Genomic DNA, 16,726 nt, shown 5'->3' with positions numbered 1-16,726 from the left:
GATCACGTCGGCCGGGTCAGAAGCCGACGTCGGCCTCCCGGTAGGCCGGCCGCCGGCGGACCCGGCCGGCCTGTTCGTAGGCGTAGGCCAGGCGGAGCAGGACTGGCTCGCTCCAGGCCGTGCCCATGAACGTCAGCCCGACGGGCAGGCCGAACGCGAAGCCGGCCGGGACGCTGATCGCGGGGTATCCGGCGAGGGCGGCGGGTGTCGACGCGCCGCCGCCGTAGCTGTCCCCGCGGATCAGGTCGATCTTGGCCGGCGGTCCGGTGGTCGGCATCACCAGGGCGTCCAGGCGGTACCGGCGCAGCACCGCGTCGATCCCCTCGGCACGCGAGAGCCGGTGGTTGGTGGCCAGCGCCTCACGGTACTCACGCTCGCCGAAGTCCAGTCGGTGCACCGCCTCCAAGCCGTCCTGCCGTACATAGCGCAGCTCGCGGTCGGCATGTTCACGGTTGAACGCGATCAGCTCCGCCAGGCTGCGCGGGTGGTCACCGGGGGCGTCGGCCAGGTAGCCGTTCAACCCCCGCTTGATCTCGTACGCCTGGACGACCATCGAGCTGGGGAGGTCCTCCAGCTGCTCGGCCGTCGGGATGTCGGCCGGGTCGACCACCGTCGCCCCGGCCTCGCGCAGCACGGCGATGGCCCGCTCCGCGATCTCGTCGGCATGGTGGCTGTAGCCGAAGTACACCGTCCTCGGTACGCCGATACGCGCCCCGCGCAGCCCGTCGGCGTCCAGGAACCGGGTGTAGTCGCGGTGGAAGTGACCGCGGCTCGCCTTCGTCGCCGGATCACGGCCGTCGACACCGACGAGGGTGCCCAGCAGGATCGCGGCGTCGCGGACCGTGCGCGCGATCGGGCCGACACTGTCCTGACTCGGCACACCGGGGATCACACCGCCGCGCCCGACCAGTCCGACGGTCGGTTTCACCCCGACGACGCAGTTGGCCGAGGCCGGGTCGATGATCGAGCCGTTGGTCTCGGTACCGATCGCGGCGACGCACAGGCCGGCTGCGACGGCGACCGCGCTGCCGGAACTGGACTCGTTCGGCGACCGGTCCAGCTTGTACGGGTTCCGGGTCTGCCCGCCCCGGGCGCTCCAGCCGGCGTGGTGGGTGAGCGACATCCCGCCCGCCCACTCGCTCAGGTTCGTCTTGCCGAGGATGACGGCACCGGCTGCGCGCAGCCTGGCGGCGACGGTGGCGTCGGCCGCCGGACGCAGGCCCCGCAGGGCGAGTGATCCTGCCGTCGTGTGCATCCGGTCCGCGGTCTCCACCAGGTCCTTCAGCAGGACGGGCATGCCGTACAGCGGTCTGCCGCGATCACCTTCGGAGTCCAGCCGCCGGGCCTCCCGAAGCGCGTCGGGATTGACCTCGATCACCGCCCGCAGGAGCGGGTCGATGCGTTCGATGCGATCGAGGTGGTGGCGGGTGAGCCGTTCGGCGTCGAGCCGTCCGTCGTCCATCAGGCGACGCAGTTCGCTGATGCCCAGTTCCTCCAACCCCTCGGACGAGGCCTGCCGCGCATTCGCGGGCCGGGCCCGGGCGGTGGCACCGCCGAGCCAGGGGGTGGCGGCCGTGGCGGTGCCGAGCGCGAGCACGGCGCGGCGTGGGGTGTTTATCCGGTCCATTCGGTGCGGCTCCAGTGGCGAGGTGATCGGTTCAGTGGTGTCCGTGCGCAGAACTCCGACAGCGTCCGCAGTCCCCGGGCGGTGAGCGGCCCGGGCAATCCCCGTCCGGACGCCGCGGAACCGTGGGCACGGGCGGCGGCACGCGGGGTGGACGGTCCGGGTGGCGCGGCGTTCCTCCTGTACCAGCACGCTAGAGGCGCGGTTGATGATTCTCGCTCCGGCTGTCCCCCGACTCTGCGGTGCGAGCAGCCCCCTGCGGCTGCGGGGGCCGGCCGGAGGATCACCCGCACTGACGTCGGCCGCCGGGTCGCTCGGGCGGGCAGTCTGAGCTGTACTGATGGCTATGGGAGCTGCGGTCGGACGGCCCGATGGCGACGACGGTCCGTACGACGTTCACGGCCGTCGCGTCCGGCGGTGTCGCGGGTCTGCTGGCCAAGGTCATGGGCAGCCTTGGCGCGAAGGCCGTCAGCAAGGCCATCGCCAAGGACCTCGAAGACGTCGCCAGGGCCGTGGAGAGCCGCAGCGGCTGAGCTTCGCTGTCATGCCGGAGAGGTGCCTCGGCGCCTGGCCTGTGAAGATCCGGCAGTCTTCCCTCAACTCGGCCTGTGCGCGGTGGAGTTGTGGGGCATGTCGCGTGTCATCGGCGAGGTGGACAGCGTGCGCGTAGGGTGCCCGGATGATCGGGGTACCAGAGACGTTCGCGCGGAGCACCCTCGAGCGTGAAGGGGAGCCGGGAGCGGTGTGGCTCGCCGAGCTTCCAGGGATCGTGGACGAACTGCTGGGGCGCTGGAGCTGTGTGCCGGACGGCGAGGTCATGCACGGGGGTGTCGGGGTCGTCGTCCCGGTGCGACGGCGGGCCGGGGAGACTGCTGTGCTCAAGGTGTCGTTTCCGCATCCCGGCAACGTCCACGAGCCGGACGCGTTCGCGGCATGGGGCGGGCGCGGCGCCGTCCTGCTGCACGAGCGTGACGACGAACGCTTCGCGATGCTGCTCGAACGGGTCCGGTCGTCGACCCTGGCCGACATCGAAGCAGGCGACCGGACGGTGGCGGTCGCGGGGCGGATCAATCGGCGGCTGGCCGTCCCCGCCCCGCCCGGCCTGCCCCGGCTGCGGGACCAGGCCGAGGCCTGGGAGGAGCAGCTGCGCAAGGACGCCGCGGAGCTGTCCCACACGCTGCCGCGCGATGTCGTCGACGCCGCGGTGGCAACCGTTCGCGAGCTGGGCCGCGCCCAGCCGGACACCCTTGTCCACGGCGACCTCCACGCCAGGAACATCCTGCGTGCCGACCGTGAGCCGTGGCTGGCCGTCGACCCCAAGGGGTATGTGGGAGATCCCGCCTACGACGCCGGCACGCTGCTCAAGTCGCAGGCGCTGACGCTCGTCGGAGCCGATGACCTGGGCGCGGCTGTTCACCGTACGTTGGACGTGTTCGCCGAAGCGGCGGAACTCGATCGTGAACGCACCGGTCGATGGGCCCAGTTCCATGCCGTCCAGGCCGCGTTCTGGGGCCGCCGCCACGGATTCCGCATTGCGCGCAGCGGTCCGGCGCTCAGCTGGCTCACCGAATTCGTGGACCGCCTGGCGGAGTTGCTCACCGAACGCTCCTGACCTGCGGAGGGACCGGCGTGGCTCCTCATCGTGCCGCGCGGACGATGGCACCGCGTCACGCTGGACGCTCCCAGCGGCATCATCTCCGTCACCGTGGCGCGAGGCAGCCGGCTCGAGGAGCGCGCCGGGGCCTGACGGCAACTCGTCGTCGGCACGAGCGAACTGCGCTTCTGGAGCCCTTGCCCCGGTTCAGAACTGCCGGTGCTGGTGTCCGTCGCCCCGGCCGACGGCCGGCCGTGAGCGGAAGGTGCGACGGTAGGCGTCCGGTGGCACGCCGAGTGTGCGGTTGAAGTGGCGGCGCAGCGTCGTGGCGGTGCCCATACCGGTGGCCTCCGCGATGGCGTCGACACTGCGGTCGGTGGACTCCAGCAACTCCTGTGCACGGCTGATGCGTTGAGAGAGGAGCCACTGCAGTGGGGTGGTGCCGGTCGCTGCCCTGAAGTGGCGCCCGAGGTGGCGCGAGCTCATCCCTGCCTGGCGTGCCAGGTCCTCCACGGTCAGTGGCTGATCGAGGCGTTCGGCCGCCCACGGCAGCAGCGCGGCGAGCGGGTGGTCGTCGCGGGAGGGCACCGGCGCGGCGACGAACTGGGCCTGACCGCCGGCCCGGTGAGGCGGCACGACCAGGCGGCGGGCGACGGCGTTGGCGACCGATGAGCCGTGGTCGAGGCGGACGAGATGGAGGCACAGGTCCAGGGCGGCGGCCTTGCCGGCGGAGGTGAGCACGCTGCCGTTGTCCACGTAGAGCACGTCCGGGTCGACCTCCACGCGGGGGTGGCGGGCGGCCAGCACTTCGGTGTGCGCCCAGTGCGTGGTCGCTCGCCTCCCGTCCAGCAGACCGGCGGCGGCCAGCACGAACGCGCCCGTGCACAGGGAGGCCACACGCGCGCCCGCCTCATGGGCCGCGCGCACCGCGTCGACCAGATCGCCGGGCGGATCCTCGTCGACATCGGCCCAGGCGGGGACGAGCACCGTGTCGGCACAGGCCAGCCTGTCGAGTCCGCGGTCCGGCTCCAGCCGGAACCGGCCGACCTGTACGGCGCCCGCCCCGCAGACCTCGACGTCGTACCAGGCCACGTCCACGCCTGCCGGAGCGGAGCCGAACACCTCACAGGCCACCGACAGTTCGAAGTGCAGCATCCCGTCGGTGGCTACCACCGCGACAGTTCCCATGTCCGGAATTGTACGCAGCATGTCGTTCCGGACACTCACGATCAAGTACCCGTTCGGGCCAGGATGTTCACAGAAGATCACAGCGGCGCATTCGGGCACGAGGAGCTTTCATGAGACCGGGACACACGGTGGCGGTGTTCGGAGCGTACGGGCACACAGGCCGGTTCGTGGTGGCGGAACTGCTGGAGCGCGGGTTCGTCCCGGTGCTCTCCGGGCGCGACGCCGGCAAGCTCGGGGAGTTGGCGGCAGCGCATCCGGGGCTCGAGGTGCGGACCGCCTCGGTCGACGATCCGGCCTCGCTGGACCGTGCCCTGACCGGCGCCGCAGCTGTGATCAACTGCGCCGGCCCCTTCTCGACGACCGCCGCCCCGGTGATCGAGGCGGCTCTGCGCGCCGGGATCCCGTACGTCGACGTGGCCGCCGAGATCGAGGCCAACGCCGACACCTTCGCGCACTTCGCGGAGCGCGCCCGCACCTCGGGAACAGTGGTCGTCCCCGCGATGGCCTTCTACGGCGGCCTCGGCGACCTGCTGGTCACCGCCGCCATGGACGACTGGACCTCGGCCGACGAGGCACACATCGCCTACGGGCTGAGCAGCTGGCACCCCACCACCGGCACACGCGTCGCGGGCGCAGCCGTCCACGCGCGGCGCAACGGCCGGCGCGTACGTCACCGCAACGGGCAGCTGGAGTACCACCAGGACGACCTGCCCACCCTGGACTGGCCCTTTCCCGACCCGATGGGCACCCGGTCCGTCATCGGGGAGTTCACCATGGCCGACGTCGTCACCGTGCCCAGCCATCTGTCCATCCCCGAGGTACGCACCTACATGACCGCCGAAGCGGCCGGTGACATCGCGGCGCCCGACACCCCGTCGCCGACCGCCGTCGACGAGCGGGGGCGGTCCGACCAGACCTTCCTCATCGACGTCGTAGTGCGCTCCGGCGACACGGAACGTCGTGCCACGGCCGGCGGTCAGGACATCTACGCCGTCACCGCGCCGCTCGCCGTGGAAGCCGTCCACCGCATCCTCGACGGCCGGACGGGGAAGCTCGGTGTCGTCTCCGCCGGTGAACTCTTCGACGCGACCGACTTCCTCGACGCACTCGCCCCGCACATCACCTGGACGGTGAAGCCATAGCCGACGGCCGGACCGCTGACGTCGAGGGCCCGCGCTGTCGTGAGTACGCTCGCCGGAGCTCCGCGCCGGACCTCGACGCACGGAGCCGCTCGCGCCAACTACCCACCCGTGCAGGGGGATCGGGCATGTGCATAAGGTGTGCGTTGTGAGAGCCACCGTCGTCTGCCAGGCAGTCCCGCACCGGAACGCCGCCGAGGGGAACACCACCGTCCGATGAACCAGATCCTCTTCGCCGGGGCCATCGGCCTGTTCCTCACCCTCATCGGTACGCCTCTGCTCATCAAGCTGCTGGCCCGCAAGGGCTACGGGCAGTTCATCCGCGACGACGGGCCCCGCGGTCACCACGGCAAGCGCGGCACACCCACCATGGGCGGCATCGCCTTCATCCTGGCCACCCTCGCGGCGTACGTCCTGACCAAGGTCATCACCGGTGAGAGCCTCACGTTCCCGGGCGTTCTGGTGCTGTTCCTGATGGCGGGCATGGGCGTCGTCGGATTCCTCGACGACTACATCAAGATCGTCAAGCGGCGTTCGCTGGGGCTGCGGGCCGGGGCGAAGATGACCGGTCAGCTCGTCATCGGCATCATGTTCGCCGTACTGGCCATCCGGTTCGCGGACGACCGCGGTCAGACTCCCGCCTCGCTGCGGCTGTCGTTCGTCAGCGACTTCGGCTGGACCATCGGGCCGGTGCTGTTCGTGGTGTGGGCGTTGTTCATGATCCTGGCCATGTCGAACGGGGTGAACCTCACCGACGGCCTGGACGGACTGGCGACCGGCGCGTCGGCGATGGTCCTCGGCGGCTACACCTTCATCGGCCTCTGGCAGTTCCAGAACTCCTGCGCCAACGCGATGAACCTCACCAACCCGGGCTCCTGCATGGAGGTACGGGATCCCCTCGACCTGGCCGTCGTCGCCTCCGCGCTGATGGGTTCCTGTATCGGGTTCCTCTGGTGGAACACCTCGCCCGCCAAGATCTTCATGGGCGACACGGGGTCACTCGCTCTCGGTGGCGCACTGGCGGGCCTGGCCATCTGCTCCCGCACCGAGCTGCTGCTCGCCCTGCTGGGCGGACTGTTCGTCCTGATCACGCTGTCCGTGGTCATCCAAGTCGGCTCGTTCAAGATGACCGGCAAGCGGGTCTTCAAGATGGCCCCGCTCCAACACCACTTCGAACTCAAGGGGTGGTCCGAAGTCCTGGTCGTGGTCCGCTTCTGGACCATCCAGGGCATATGCGTCATCGTCGGCGTCGGCCTGTTCTACGCCGGCTGGGCCACGGGCTGACGCACGGCACCACCCACCCCGAAGCCACGGCCCCTGGGGATCGGCAGCGCGGAGGGCCGCGGTGCCGATGAACGGTGGCCGGCCAGTTGCTCAGGCAGGGGCGGCCGCCGCGGCCCCGAACTCGGCGCGGCCGTCTCCGCGGAGGAACTCGTGGGCGCCCCGGAGCCTGGTCCGCACCCGCTCCTGTGTCGCACGGCTGTCGAGGCGTACGTCGAGGGCCCCGGGCAGGGAGGTGTCGGCCCGGCGCCCGGCGGGGAGCCGTGTGCCGTCAAGTCCGTGGCGCCGGGCGATGAGCACACCGAGATCGTGCCGGCTGAGGGCGTCCGGACCGGCGAGGTGGAGGACCCCGGCCAGGTCGGACAGTGCGACCTCCCACAGGGCGGCGGCCAGGTCTTCTACATGGACCGGGCAGCGGATGTCGTCGGTGAACAGGACCCCGTCGCCGGTTCCGGCCGCCAGGGCGCGCACCTTGCGCTCGTGCCCGGACAGGCCGTGCCCGATGATCAGCGAGGTGCGGACGACGGCGGCGTCCGGCGCAAGGCGCACCGCCGTCTCGGCGGCCGCCTTCGCGGCGCCGTACGGGGTGAGCGGATCGGGCAGGCAGCTCTCGTCGTAGTGAACGTGCCTCCCGGAGAACACCGCATCGCTGGAGACGTGCACCAGACGGCAGCCCCGCCCCACGGCGGCCTGCGCCACGCGAACGGCGCCGTCCGCGGTGACCGCCCAGTCGGACAAGCCGCTCGACGCGTTGACGACGACCGACGGCGCCACGTCGGCCATCACCCGGGCGACCCGCGCAGGGTCCCGGAGATCGAGCGGAAGCCAGGTGACGCCCCCGGCTCCGCCCGGGCGTGTGGCGAACGTCGCGGCAGCCTCACAGCCCGCCGCGGTGACCTGGCGGACCAGCTCGGAGCCCAGGAACCCACTGCCACCGATGATCAGGACCGTCATGGACGACCACGGTACCGAAAGGTGTACCGGTGTCCGGCCCGGTCCCGGCATCGCCAGGGAACGGGCCTGGCGGGCGTCGGCCCAGGTTCCGGGGACCCGGGCGAAGACGGACTCACCGTCGTTCGACGCGGATGCAGGGCGGGGGTGGCCCGGGACCGGGGCCGCCCGGCGAGCGGCGGGGAGGCGTATCGCCGGGCGGCCCCGGGTGTCAGACGCAGCCGGCGGGATTCGCCCGGGACACGTCCTCGATCAGGGACTCGTGCGCCGCCTTGAGCCGCGGCACATCGGGCTTGACGACCTCGCGGTCGTACGTGATGAGTCCGTTGAGCTCGCCCTCGACGTCCGCGATCTGGGTGTACACCGCGCCGTTGCCGCCCTTGCAGGCCAGGGCCCGCACCTCGTCGAGCTTGGTGAGGTAGTCGTCGGTGTACGTGGCCGGATCGACGTCGACGTAGGACTGCTGCACCGACCAGGCGTGGCCGGGCACGGCGAGGCCGAGACCGCCGTACTCCCCTGCCACCAGAGCCCTCTTGCCGTCCGGACGCGGTGGCAGTGCGGGGCTCGGGTAGCCGTGCTCGTCCATGATGTCGCCCGTGCCGCCGTCGGCGCCCAGGTTGAGTCCCGACTGGTTGTTGACCAGGCGGGTCGGGTCCCAGGCCTTGGCCTGCTCGGCGATCCGGCCCACGTCGTACTGGCCCCACCCTTCGTTGAAGGTGACCCACATGACGATCGACGGGCTGCTGATGTGTTCGTCGATCATCTGCTTCATCTCGCGTTCGTACGTGGCGCGGGCGGTGGCGGACGGGTTCACGCCCGCTGTCATCGACGGCATGTCCTGCCACACCAGCAGGCCGAGCCGGTCGGCCCAGTAGAACCATCGGTCGGGTTCGACCTTGATGTGTTTGCGGACCGAGTTGAAGCCCATCGCCTTGTGCATTCTCAGGTCGTACGCCAGCGCCTCGTCGCTCGGGGCGGTGTGCAGGCCGTCCGGCCAGAAGCCCTGGTCGAGGGTGGCCATCATGAAGACCGGCTTGCCGTTGAGGACGGTCCGCGGGGTTCCGCTCACGTTCTCGACGGCGATGGACCGCATGCCGAAGTAACTGCTGACGCGGTCTGCGCCGACGCTGACCCTGAGGTCGTAGAGGAACGGGTCGTCCGGTGACCACAGGCGCGCGTCGCGGATCCTGAGCGTGAGCGGGCTGCCCGTGCGGCCGGATGCCGTGGCCACCTTGCGCTTGCCCGCATAGGCGGTCGCGGTGACCGGGACTCCGTCGCGTACTCCCTTCGGCACGACCGTCACCGTGCCCGCCGCCACGTCCGGGGTGAGTGCGAGCGAGTCGACGTGGTCCGCGGCGACGGGCTCCATCCACACGGTCTGCCAGATGCCGGAGGACGGGGTGTACCAGATGCCGCTCGGGTCGAGGCGCTGCTTGCCGAGCGGCGGGTTCTCGCCGCCCGAGGCGTCCGTCGGGTCGTAGACTCCGACGATCAGCTCCTGGGTGCGGCCCGGCTTGAGCGCGTCGGTCACGTCGGCGCTGAACTTGTCGTAGCCGCCCTGGTGTTCGGTGACCTTGGTGCCGTTGACGTAGACCTCGGAGCGCCAGTCGACCGCCCCGAAGTTGAGCCGCAGCCGCTTGCCGGAGCCGATCCTCCAGTCGGACGGGACGGTGAAGGTGCGGCGGTACCACATCCGGTCCTCGTGCCGTTCGATGCCCGACAGCTGGGACTCGACGGGGTACGGGACGAGGATCTTCTCGGCCAGGTCGCGGCCTACCGGCGGCTGTTCGCCCTCCTGTGCCGCGGCGAACTGCCAGCTGCCGTTGAGGTTCTTCCAGTCCCGGCGGGTGAGCTGGGGCCTCGGGTACTCACGGTGGGCGTTGCCCGCGGTGACCTTGTCACCCCACGGGGTGCTCAGCTGGTAGGTCGACTTGTTGGCGCCGCTGCTCCAGAAGGCATTGACAACGTTGCCGTCCTTGCCGGAGAGGCCGCCTGATCCGTCGTAGCGCACATCGGCGGAGCCGCGCGCGGTGCCGGTCTTGTTGCCGACCACGGGCTCCTTGAGCGCGACCAGCAGCGACCTGGGGTCGGCCGGGTCGAGGCGGACCCGGCCGAGCGGCCAGGTGGCGCCGCCGATCACGGCGTCCAGGTGTTCGGTGAGTCCGGCCGGGGGCGCCGCGAGTGTCTGGGCGAAGTCGAGCCGGAGTGTGCGGCCGTCCTTGAGGACCGTGGCGGCTATGGCTCCGTCGTAGTCGTAGCCCTCGGGCAGCAGGAACGCCGACTGCGGAATGGCGGTCTTGGTGCCGCCGGGCGGTGTCCAGCGCACGTGGAGGTTGGAGCCTCCGACGTGCTCGAAGTACTCGACCTTGATGTCGTAGGCCTTGCCGGCGGTCAGTTCCACCGGCTGCCCGGTCTGTTCGCGGTCCCAGTCGTCGACCCAGTGGTCGATGACGGGTTTGCCGTCCACAAAGAGGCGGAAGCCGTTGTCCCCGATGACCGAGAAGGTGGTGGGACCGGATTTCTCCGGCACGATCCGGCCGGTCCAGCGGACGCTGACGTCGTCCGACCGGCCGGTCGCGGAGCGCAGGCGCGACTCCAGGTTGTCGAAGTCGAGTTGCGAGTCGAATCCGGTGGCCTTGAGCTCGTGGAAGTCGAAGGCGCCGGGGGCGGACTGGGTGTAGTACTCGCCCTTGAGGCCGTGGATCTCGGGGGGATCCTCCACGGCCGTCGCGGCAGGTGCGGCGGCCAGTCCCGCGGCACCCAGCACTGCTGCGACGAGCAGGGCGAGGCGGTCTCTGAATGGTCTGATGCGCACGAATCCTCCTAGGGTGAGGAAGGGTGGCGGCTCGATGCTTCAGTCTGTACAACGTTGGAAGCAGAGGCAGTTGGCATGAGAGCACGACCCGCGGCCGCTGTCCAGGTTCATGACAAAGCTCCGGTCGTGGAGTTCCCGTCGATGCCGAGGAGATCCCTTGCGGGTCAGCCTGAAGGACGTGGCCGAGCGGGCCGGCGTCTCGATCAAGACCGTTTCCAACGTCGTGAACAACTATCCGCACATCACGCCGGCGATGCGCGCCCGGGTCCAACAGGCCATCGACGAGCTCGGATACCGGCCGAACCTCACCGCGCGGCATCTACGCAAGGGCCGTACGGGCATCATCGCGCTCGCCGTTCCCGAGCTCGGCAATCCCTACTTCGCCGAGCTGGCGGGCGCGGTGATCGACGCGGCCGCCGAGCACGAGTTCACGGTCCTGCTCGACCACACGCGGGGCGAGCGCGAGCAGGAGCTGCTGGTCAGCCAGGGATTCCGGGCCCGGGTGATCGACGGACTGATCCTCAGCCCGCTGGAGCTGGAGGCCGAGGACCTGCGGAGCCGGGCCGACGACGTGCCGCTGGTGCTGCTCGGTGAGCGCGAGTACGGCCTGCCCTTCGACCACATCGCGATCGACAACGTGGCCGCCGCCCGGACGGCGGTGCGCCACCTGCTCGACCGCGGCCGGACCCGGATCGCGTACCTCGGCGCCCGTACGGACTCCGCGAACCGTCCCGCCCATCTGCGGCTCGACGGCTGGCGGGCGGAGTTGACGGCGGCGGGCCTGCCGGCCGGGGACGACCTGGTCGTGCCCGTCGGCGGCTGGGACCGGGACGACGGCGCCCGGGCCATGGCCCGGCTGCTGGACGCGGGCATACGGCCCGACGCCGTCTTCGCCTACAACGACCTGATCGCGATCGGTGCCATGCGGGTGTTGCACGAGCGCGGGCTGAGGGTGCCGTGGGACATCGCCATGGTGGGTTTCGACGACATCGCCGAGAGCCGTTTCGGAGCGGTGTCGCTGACCACCATCGCGCCGGACAAACAAGCCATCGCACGCCTCGCGGTGGCTTCTCTGCTGCGCAGTCTGTCGGGCCGTCAGGAGACGGGCGGGCGTGAACTCACCGCGGAATACCGGCTGGTGGAGCGGGAGAGCACCCTCGGGCGCCGCTGACGGCGGTCCGGACCATTGGATCGAGATTTCGGACGGAGGGGTTTACAGGCCCCTTCCAACGATGTAAAAACCTCCCCTGAACGACGTGCACGCCGTGTTGACCGTCAAGTGCCGAACGCCCCGGGAGCGCTCTCCACTCCGGGGCCGCGCCGTTTGGGGACTCCATGAAGCCGATCGCACCTCCTCGACGCACCACCGCACGCACCCTCCTCGCCACCGGCCTCCTCACCAGCCTGGCCCTGACCGGATGCACCAAGTCCGAGGACTCCTCCGACGACAAGGCCTCCACCCAGCAGGGCGACTCCGGCCAGCAGGTCGCCTCGCCGGGCACCGGCTCCGGCCCGGTCTGCACCCTCGACACGTACGGGGGCAAGAAGCTCGACCTCGCGAACGCCACCGTCGGTTTCTCCCAGTCCGAGAAGGAGGCCAACCCCTTCCGGATCGCCGAGACCGCCTCGATCAGGGCGGAGGCGAAGAAGCGCGGCCTCAAGCTCCTCACCGCCAACGCCCAGTCGCAGTTCTCCAAGCAGATCAGTGACGTCCAGGACCTCATCGCCAAGGGCGCCGACGTACTGGTCGTCGCCCCCCTCAACTCGGACGGCTGGGAGCCCGTGCTGCGCACCGCGGCAGCCAAGCACGTCCCGATCGTCACGGTGGACCGCAAGATCAACGCCACCGCGTGCAAGGACTACGTGAGCTTCATCGGTTCCGACTTCGTGGAGCAGGGCAGACGGGCCGCCGACCAGATGATCGAGGCGACCGGCGGCAAGGGCGACATCGCCATCCTGCTCGGCTCCGCGGGCAACAACGTCACGACGGAACGCACCAAGGGCTTCGTGGACCGGATCAAGACCAAGGCCCCCGGCCTCGAGGTGGTGTTCCAGCAGACCGGCGAGTTCGCCCGCGAGAAGGGCCAGTCGGTCACCGAGAACCTCATCCAGTCCAAGCCCGGGATCAAGGGCATCTACGCCGAGAACGACGAGATGGGACTCGGCGCGGTCAACGCCCTCAAGAGCGCGGGCAAGAAGCCGGGCGACGTCAAGATCGTCACGATCGACGGCACCCGCAAGGCCGTCCGGGGCATCGTCGACGGCTGGATCCACGGCGTCATCGAGTCCAACCCCCGCTTCGGACCCCTCGCCTTCCAGACCCTCGACACCTTCACCCGGGGCGACGAAGTGGCTCAGGACATCGTTATCAAGGACAGCTCGTACACCAGGTCCAACGCACAGTCGGACCTCGGCAAGGCCTACTGACATGCTTTCCGTCACCGGTGTGTCCAAGCTCTTCCCCGGCGTGAAGGCGCTGTCCGACGTGGACTTCACCGCCCGCGCCGGGGAGGTGCACGCCCTCGTCGGCGAGAACGGCGCGGGCAAGTCGACCCTGATCAAGGTACTCACCGGCGTCCACCGTCCGGACGCGGGCCAGATCGTCCACGACGGCACGCCGGTCCGCTTCGCCACCCCTCTGCAGGCCCAGCAGGCAGGCATCTCCACCATCTACCAGGAGGTCAACCTCGTCCCGCTGATGAGCGTGGCCCGCAATCTCCTCCTCGGCCGCGAACCCCGCGGCCGGCTCGGTCTGATCGACTTCCGCCGCATGCACCGGGAGGCCGAGGAGGCACTACTGGGCCTCGGCATCCGGGTCGACGTGCGCCGTCCGCTGCGCGAACTCGGCGTCGGGGCGCAGCAGATGGTGGCCCTCGCACGTGCCGTCGCCCTCGACGCCCGGGTGGTGATCATGGACGAGCCCACCTCGTCGCTCGAACCGCGCGAGGTGAGCACGCTGTTCGGCGTGATCCGCATGCTGCGTGAGCGCGGTATCGCCGTGGTCTACGTGAGCCACCGCATGGACGAGCTGTACGAGATCTGCGACGCCGTCACCGTGCTGCGGGACGGCCGGGTGGTGCACACCGGGCGGCTCGCCGGTCTCGAGCGCCTGCGGCTGGTCTCGCTCATGCTGGGCCGGGAGATCGGCGAGGTGCGCAGCGAGGGCCTGACCAAGTTCACCGGCTCCCACCGGGCGGCGGCCGAACCGGTCCTGCATGCCGAAGGCCTGACGGTTCGTCATCAGGTGCGGGACGTGTCGCTCTCCATTCGTCCGGGCGAGGTGGTGGGTCTGGGAGGGCTCCTCGGCTCGGGCCGCAGCGAGACCGCCAAGGCCATCGCCGGAGCGCTGCCGGCGGACTCGGGCCGCGTCTCGGTCGGCGGTGTGCCCGTGCGCACCGGCTCGACTCCGGCCGCGATCCGCGCCGGCATCAGCCTCCTGCCGGAGGACCGCAAGGCCGAAGGCATCGCCCCCGGACTGTCGGTTCGGGAGAACATCGCACTCGCCGCACTCCCCGGCCTCTCACGGTTCGGCCTGGTGGACAACGCCCGCGTCGACCGGATCGTCGACACCTTCGTGAAGCGGCTGCACATCAAGTCCGCCGGCCCGCACCAGAAGGTCGGCGAACTCTCCGGCGGCAACCAGCAGAAGGTACTGCTGGCCCGCTGGCTCGCCCTGCACCCGAAGGTGCTGCTGCTGGACGAGCCCACCCGGGGAATCGACGTCGGCGCCAAGGCCGAGGTGCAGGCCCTCATCGACGAACTCGCCGACGACGGACTCGCCGTGCTGCTGATCTCCTCCGACACCGAGGAGCTGATCGAGGGAAGCGACCGGATCGTCGTACTCAAGGACGGCACGGTCGTCGGCGAGCTGACCGGCGACGCGGTCACCGAGGAAGCGCTGATGCGGGCCATCGCCGCCGAACCCGCCGGGGCCGGCCATGACTGACCTGACGCTCACGCGCGGCCCGGTGGACCGCGCCAGGCTGCTGGGCCTGCTGCAGGAGTACGGCGTCTACGCGGGCGTGGTCGCGCTCGCGGTCTTCAACTTCGCCTTCACCCCGCACTTCGTCTCGGCGGAGAACTTCCGCACCCAGGCCGTCCAGGTCGCACCGGTGCTCATCGTCGCCCTGGGCATGGCGCTGGCGATCGGCACCGAGGGCGTCGACCTGGCGGTGGGCTCGGTGATGGCCCTGTCCACCTCGCTACTGTCCCTGTACCTCGGCTACGGCCCGTGGATCGCCGCACTCATGGCGGTGGCGGGCGGTATCGCGGTCGGGCTGGCGAACGGGACACTGATCGCCTTCCTCGGCGTCCAGCCCATCGTCGCCACGCTCGCCCTCATGGTCGCCGCACGCGGGCTCGCCCTGGTACTGCTCCCCCAGCTCGAGGACGTACGCGATCCGGGCATGGCGGCCCTGGGCTCCGGCGACGTACTGGGCGTGCCCCATCTCGTCCTCATCGCCGCGGCCCTGGCCCTGCTGGTGGCTTTCGTGGTGCGCCGCACCACCTTCGGACGGCAACTGCTCGCCGTGGGTGACAGCAGGCCCGCGGCCCGCCTCGCCGGCCTGCCCGTGCGCCGGGTCCTCATCGTGGTGTACGCGTGTTCCGGCGCCCTGGCAGCCGTGGCGGGCATCCTCGCCACCGCACGGCTGACAGCCAGTGACCCCACCTCGCTGGGCACCCTCATGGAGCTGTCGGCGATCACGGCCGTGGTCGTCGGCGGCACTCCCCTGTCCGGGGGCCGGGTACGGATCGGCGGAACGGTCGCCGGCGCCGTCCTGATCCAGTTGCTGACCACCACGCTCGTCAAGCACGACCTGCCGCCGTCGTGGACGCAGATGGCCCAGGCCGTGGTGATCGTCGCCGCGGTCTACGCGGCCCGCGAACGGGGGAAGCGATGACCACCGAGGCCACGGAAGCCGCCAGGCGGCCCGGCGCGGACCACCAGATCGACGGCAAGGCCGGGAGTCCGGGCCGCGCGGAGCGCCTAAGCGCCCTCGCCCAGCAGCACGGGGCCCTGGTCACCCTCCTGGTGGCCACGGCGGTGGCGTCGCTGGCCTTCGACACCTTCCTGACCGGTGACAACCTCGAGAACATGGCGTTGTCCTCGGCCTTCCTGGCCGTGGTGGCGCTCGGAATGACGTTCGTCATCGTCACCGGTGGCATCGACCTGTCGGTCGGCTCGCTCTTCGCCCTCGGTGGAGTACTGGCGGCCTGGGGCTCGCAGTACGGCACAGCGGTGGCCCTCCTGCTCCCCCTCGCCGTGTGCGGCCTGATCGGCGTGGTCAACGGACTGCTCATCGCCCGCTCGGGGCTGGCCCCCTTCATCGTCACGCTCGCCGCGATGCTCGGGGCGCGCGGCATCCTGCTGGCGATCACCGACGAGGGCTCTCGGACGTATCTCGTGGACAGGGACTCGTTCTTCGCGACGCTCGGACAGGGTTCGCTGCTCGGCATCGGTGTGCCGGTGTGGATCACGGTGGCGCTGTTCGTGGCGGGCGCCGTCGTCCTGCGGCGCACCAGGTTCGGGCAGTACGTGTACGCCGTCGGCGGCAACGAGGACGCGGCCGCCTTGATGGGCGCCCCCGTGGCGCGTACGAAGATCGCCGTGTACGCCCTGTCGGGCCTGTGCGCGGGCCTTGCGGGCGCGCTCAACGCGGCCTGGCTGGTGTCGGGCGTGACGATCCTCGGGTCGGGCATGGAACTGGAGGCCATCTCGGCGGTCGTCATCGGAGGCACCCTGCTCTCCGGCGGCTTCGGCTTCGTCAGCGGCGCGCTGGTCGGCGTGCTCCTGCTGAAGGTGATCCAGAACGTCATCAACCAGATCGGCTCCCTCGACTCCGCCTACCAGCAGGTCGTCAGCGGTGCCTTCCTCGCCGTCGTGGTCGTGGCCCAGACCTGGCTGGGGCGCAGACGACGCGTGCTGTGACCGGACGGTGGCCCCCGCGCCGGGCACGCCCGGGCGGCCTCTCAGGGCGGCTCACGAACGGCCTTGTCCGGGGCGGCGCGGAGGCCGCCCCGGACAAGGCCGTGTTGCGGGTCCCGGCCCAGGAGGCCGGTCCCGGAACCGGCCGATCGGCCGGGAGGCGTCCGCGGCGCGGGAAGACACCGCGTCGCCCCCAGGATCCCCTGCG

At 70.7% G+C, this 16,726-nt stretch carries 13 protein-coding genes; 9 read left to right on the top strand and 4 right to left on the bottom strand.

From position 1 onward, the window contains the following. Window positions 1-16: 16 nt before the first annotated feature. On the bottom strand, window positions 17-1,627 hold the full coding sequence (locus O1Q96_RS19975; RefSeq protein ID WP_269249501.1) for an amidase: 1,611 nt from the start codon (window positions 1,625-1,627) through the stop codon (window positions 17-19). A 368-nt stretch (window positions 1,628-1,995) separates the two neighbouring features. Here O1Q96_RS19975 and O1Q96_RS19970 point away from each other — a divergent pair, with 368 nt between their 5' ends. After that, complete coding sequence (locus O1Q96_RS19970) at window positions 1,996-2,157, top strand: hypothetical protein (RefSeq protein WP_331276050.1); 162 nt, start codon at window positions 1,996-1,998, stop codon at window positions 2,155-2,157. 146 nt (window positions 2,158-2,303) lie between these two features. Next, entirely contained in the window at window positions 2,304-3,236 is a 933-nt protein-coding gene (locus O1Q96_RS19965; protein WP_269249500.1) for an aminoglycoside phosphotransferase family protein, read from the top strand. Between the two features lie 189 nt (window positions 3,237-3,425). Here O1Q96_RS19965 and O1Q96_RS19960 read toward each other — a convergent pair whose 3' ends face one another. Continuing rightward, window positions 3,426-4,406 (bottom strand): helix-turn-helix domain-containing protein, encoded by a 981-nt coding sequence (locus tag O1Q96_RS19960; protein ID WP_269249499.1) that lies wholly within the window; start codon window positions 4,404-4,406, stop codon window positions 3,426-3,428. 110 nt (window positions 4,407-4,516) lie between these two features. Here O1Q96_RS19960 and O1Q96_RS19955 point away from each other — a divergent pair, with 110 nt between their 5' ends. Continuing rightward, on the top strand, window positions 4,517-5,548 hold the full coding sequence (locus O1Q96_RS19955; protein ID WP_269249498.1) for a saccharopine dehydrogenase family protein: 1,032 nt from the start codon (window positions 4,517-4,519) through the stop codon (window positions 5,546-5,548). A gap of 213 nt (window positions 5,549-5,761) precedes the next feature. Beyond that, the gene (gene mraY, locus O1Q96_RS19950) at window positions 5,762-6,829 is read left to right on the top strand and encodes a phospho-N-acetylmuramoyl-pentapeptide-transferase (protein ID WP_269249497.1); all 1,068 of its coding nucleotides are present in this window, start codon (window positions 5,762-5,764) and stop codon (window positions 6,827-6,829) included. A 90-nt stretch (window positions 6,830-6,919) separates the two neighbouring features. On the opposite strand, the gene O1Q96_RS19945 is transcribed toward mraY, so the two are convergent. Next, window positions 6,920-7,780 (bottom strand): SDR family oxidoreductase, encoded by an 861-nt coding sequence (locus O1Q96_RS19945; RefSeq protein WP_269249496.1) that lies wholly within the window; start codon window positions 7,778-7,780, stop codon window positions 6,920-6,922. A 208-nt stretch (window positions 7,781-7,988) separates the two neighbouring features. After that, window positions 7,989-10,592, bottom strand: coding sequence for a PA14 domain-containing protein (locus O1Q96_RS19940; protein ID WP_269249495.1), 2,604 nt, complete (start codon window positions 10,590-10,592; stop codon window positions 7,989-7,991). A 157-nt stretch (window positions 10,593-10,749) separates the two neighbouring features. Here O1Q96_RS19940 and O1Q96_RS19935 point away from each other — a divergent pair, with 157 nt between their 5' ends. The 5 genes from O1Q96_RS19935 (at window position 10,750) to O1Q96_RS19915 (ending at window position 16,521) form a co-directional block, all read left to right on the top strand. After that, on the top strand, window positions 10,750-11,763 hold the full coding sequence (locus O1Q96_RS19935) for a LacI family DNA-binding transcriptional regulator (protein WP_269249494.1): 1,014 nt from the start codon (window positions 10,750-10,752) through the stop codon (window positions 11,761-11,763). Window positions 11,764-11,927: 164 nt separating this feature from the next. Further along, window positions 11,928-13,019 carry an ABC transporter substrate-binding protein gene (locus O1Q96_RS19930; RefSeq protein ID WP_269249493.1) on the top strand — a complete coding sequence of 364 codons (1,092 nt, stop codon included), beginning with the start codon at window positions 11,928-11,930 and terminating at the stop codon, window positions 13,017-13,019. A 1-nt stretch (window position 13,020) separates the two neighbouring features. Continuing rightward, the gene (locus O1Q96_RS19925) at window positions 13,021-14,538 is read left to right on the top strand and encodes a sugar ABC transporter ATP-binding protein (RefSeq protein ID WP_269249492.1); all 1,518 of its coding nucleotides are present in this window, start codon (window positions 13,021-13,023) and stop codon (window positions 14,536-14,538) included. Further along, window positions 14,531-15,493 (top strand): ABC transporter permease, encoded by a 963-nt coding sequence (locus O1Q96_RS19920; protein WP_269249491.1) that lies wholly within the window; start codon window positions 14,531-14,533, stop codon window positions 15,491-15,493. The genes O1Q96_RS19925 and O1Q96_RS19920 overlap by 8 nt, the downstream gene beginning before the upstream one ends. Then, entirely contained in the window at window positions 15,490-16,521 is a 1,032-nt protein-coding gene (locus O1Q96_RS19915) for an ABC transporter permease (protein ID WP_269249490.1), read from the top strand. The genes O1Q96_RS19920 and O1Q96_RS19915 overlap by 4 nt, the downstream gene beginning before the upstream one ends. The last annotated feature ends 205 nt before the right edge of the window (window positions 16,522-16,726 follow it).

It is taken from the genome of Streptomyces aurantiacus (assembly GCF_027107535.1).
Classification (GTDB): Bacteria; Actinomycetota; Actinomycetes; order Streptomycetales; family Streptomycetaceae; genus Streptomyces.
Note: the sequence above shows the minus strand (reverse complement) of the source record. Positions and strands in the feature narration are given on the sequence as shown.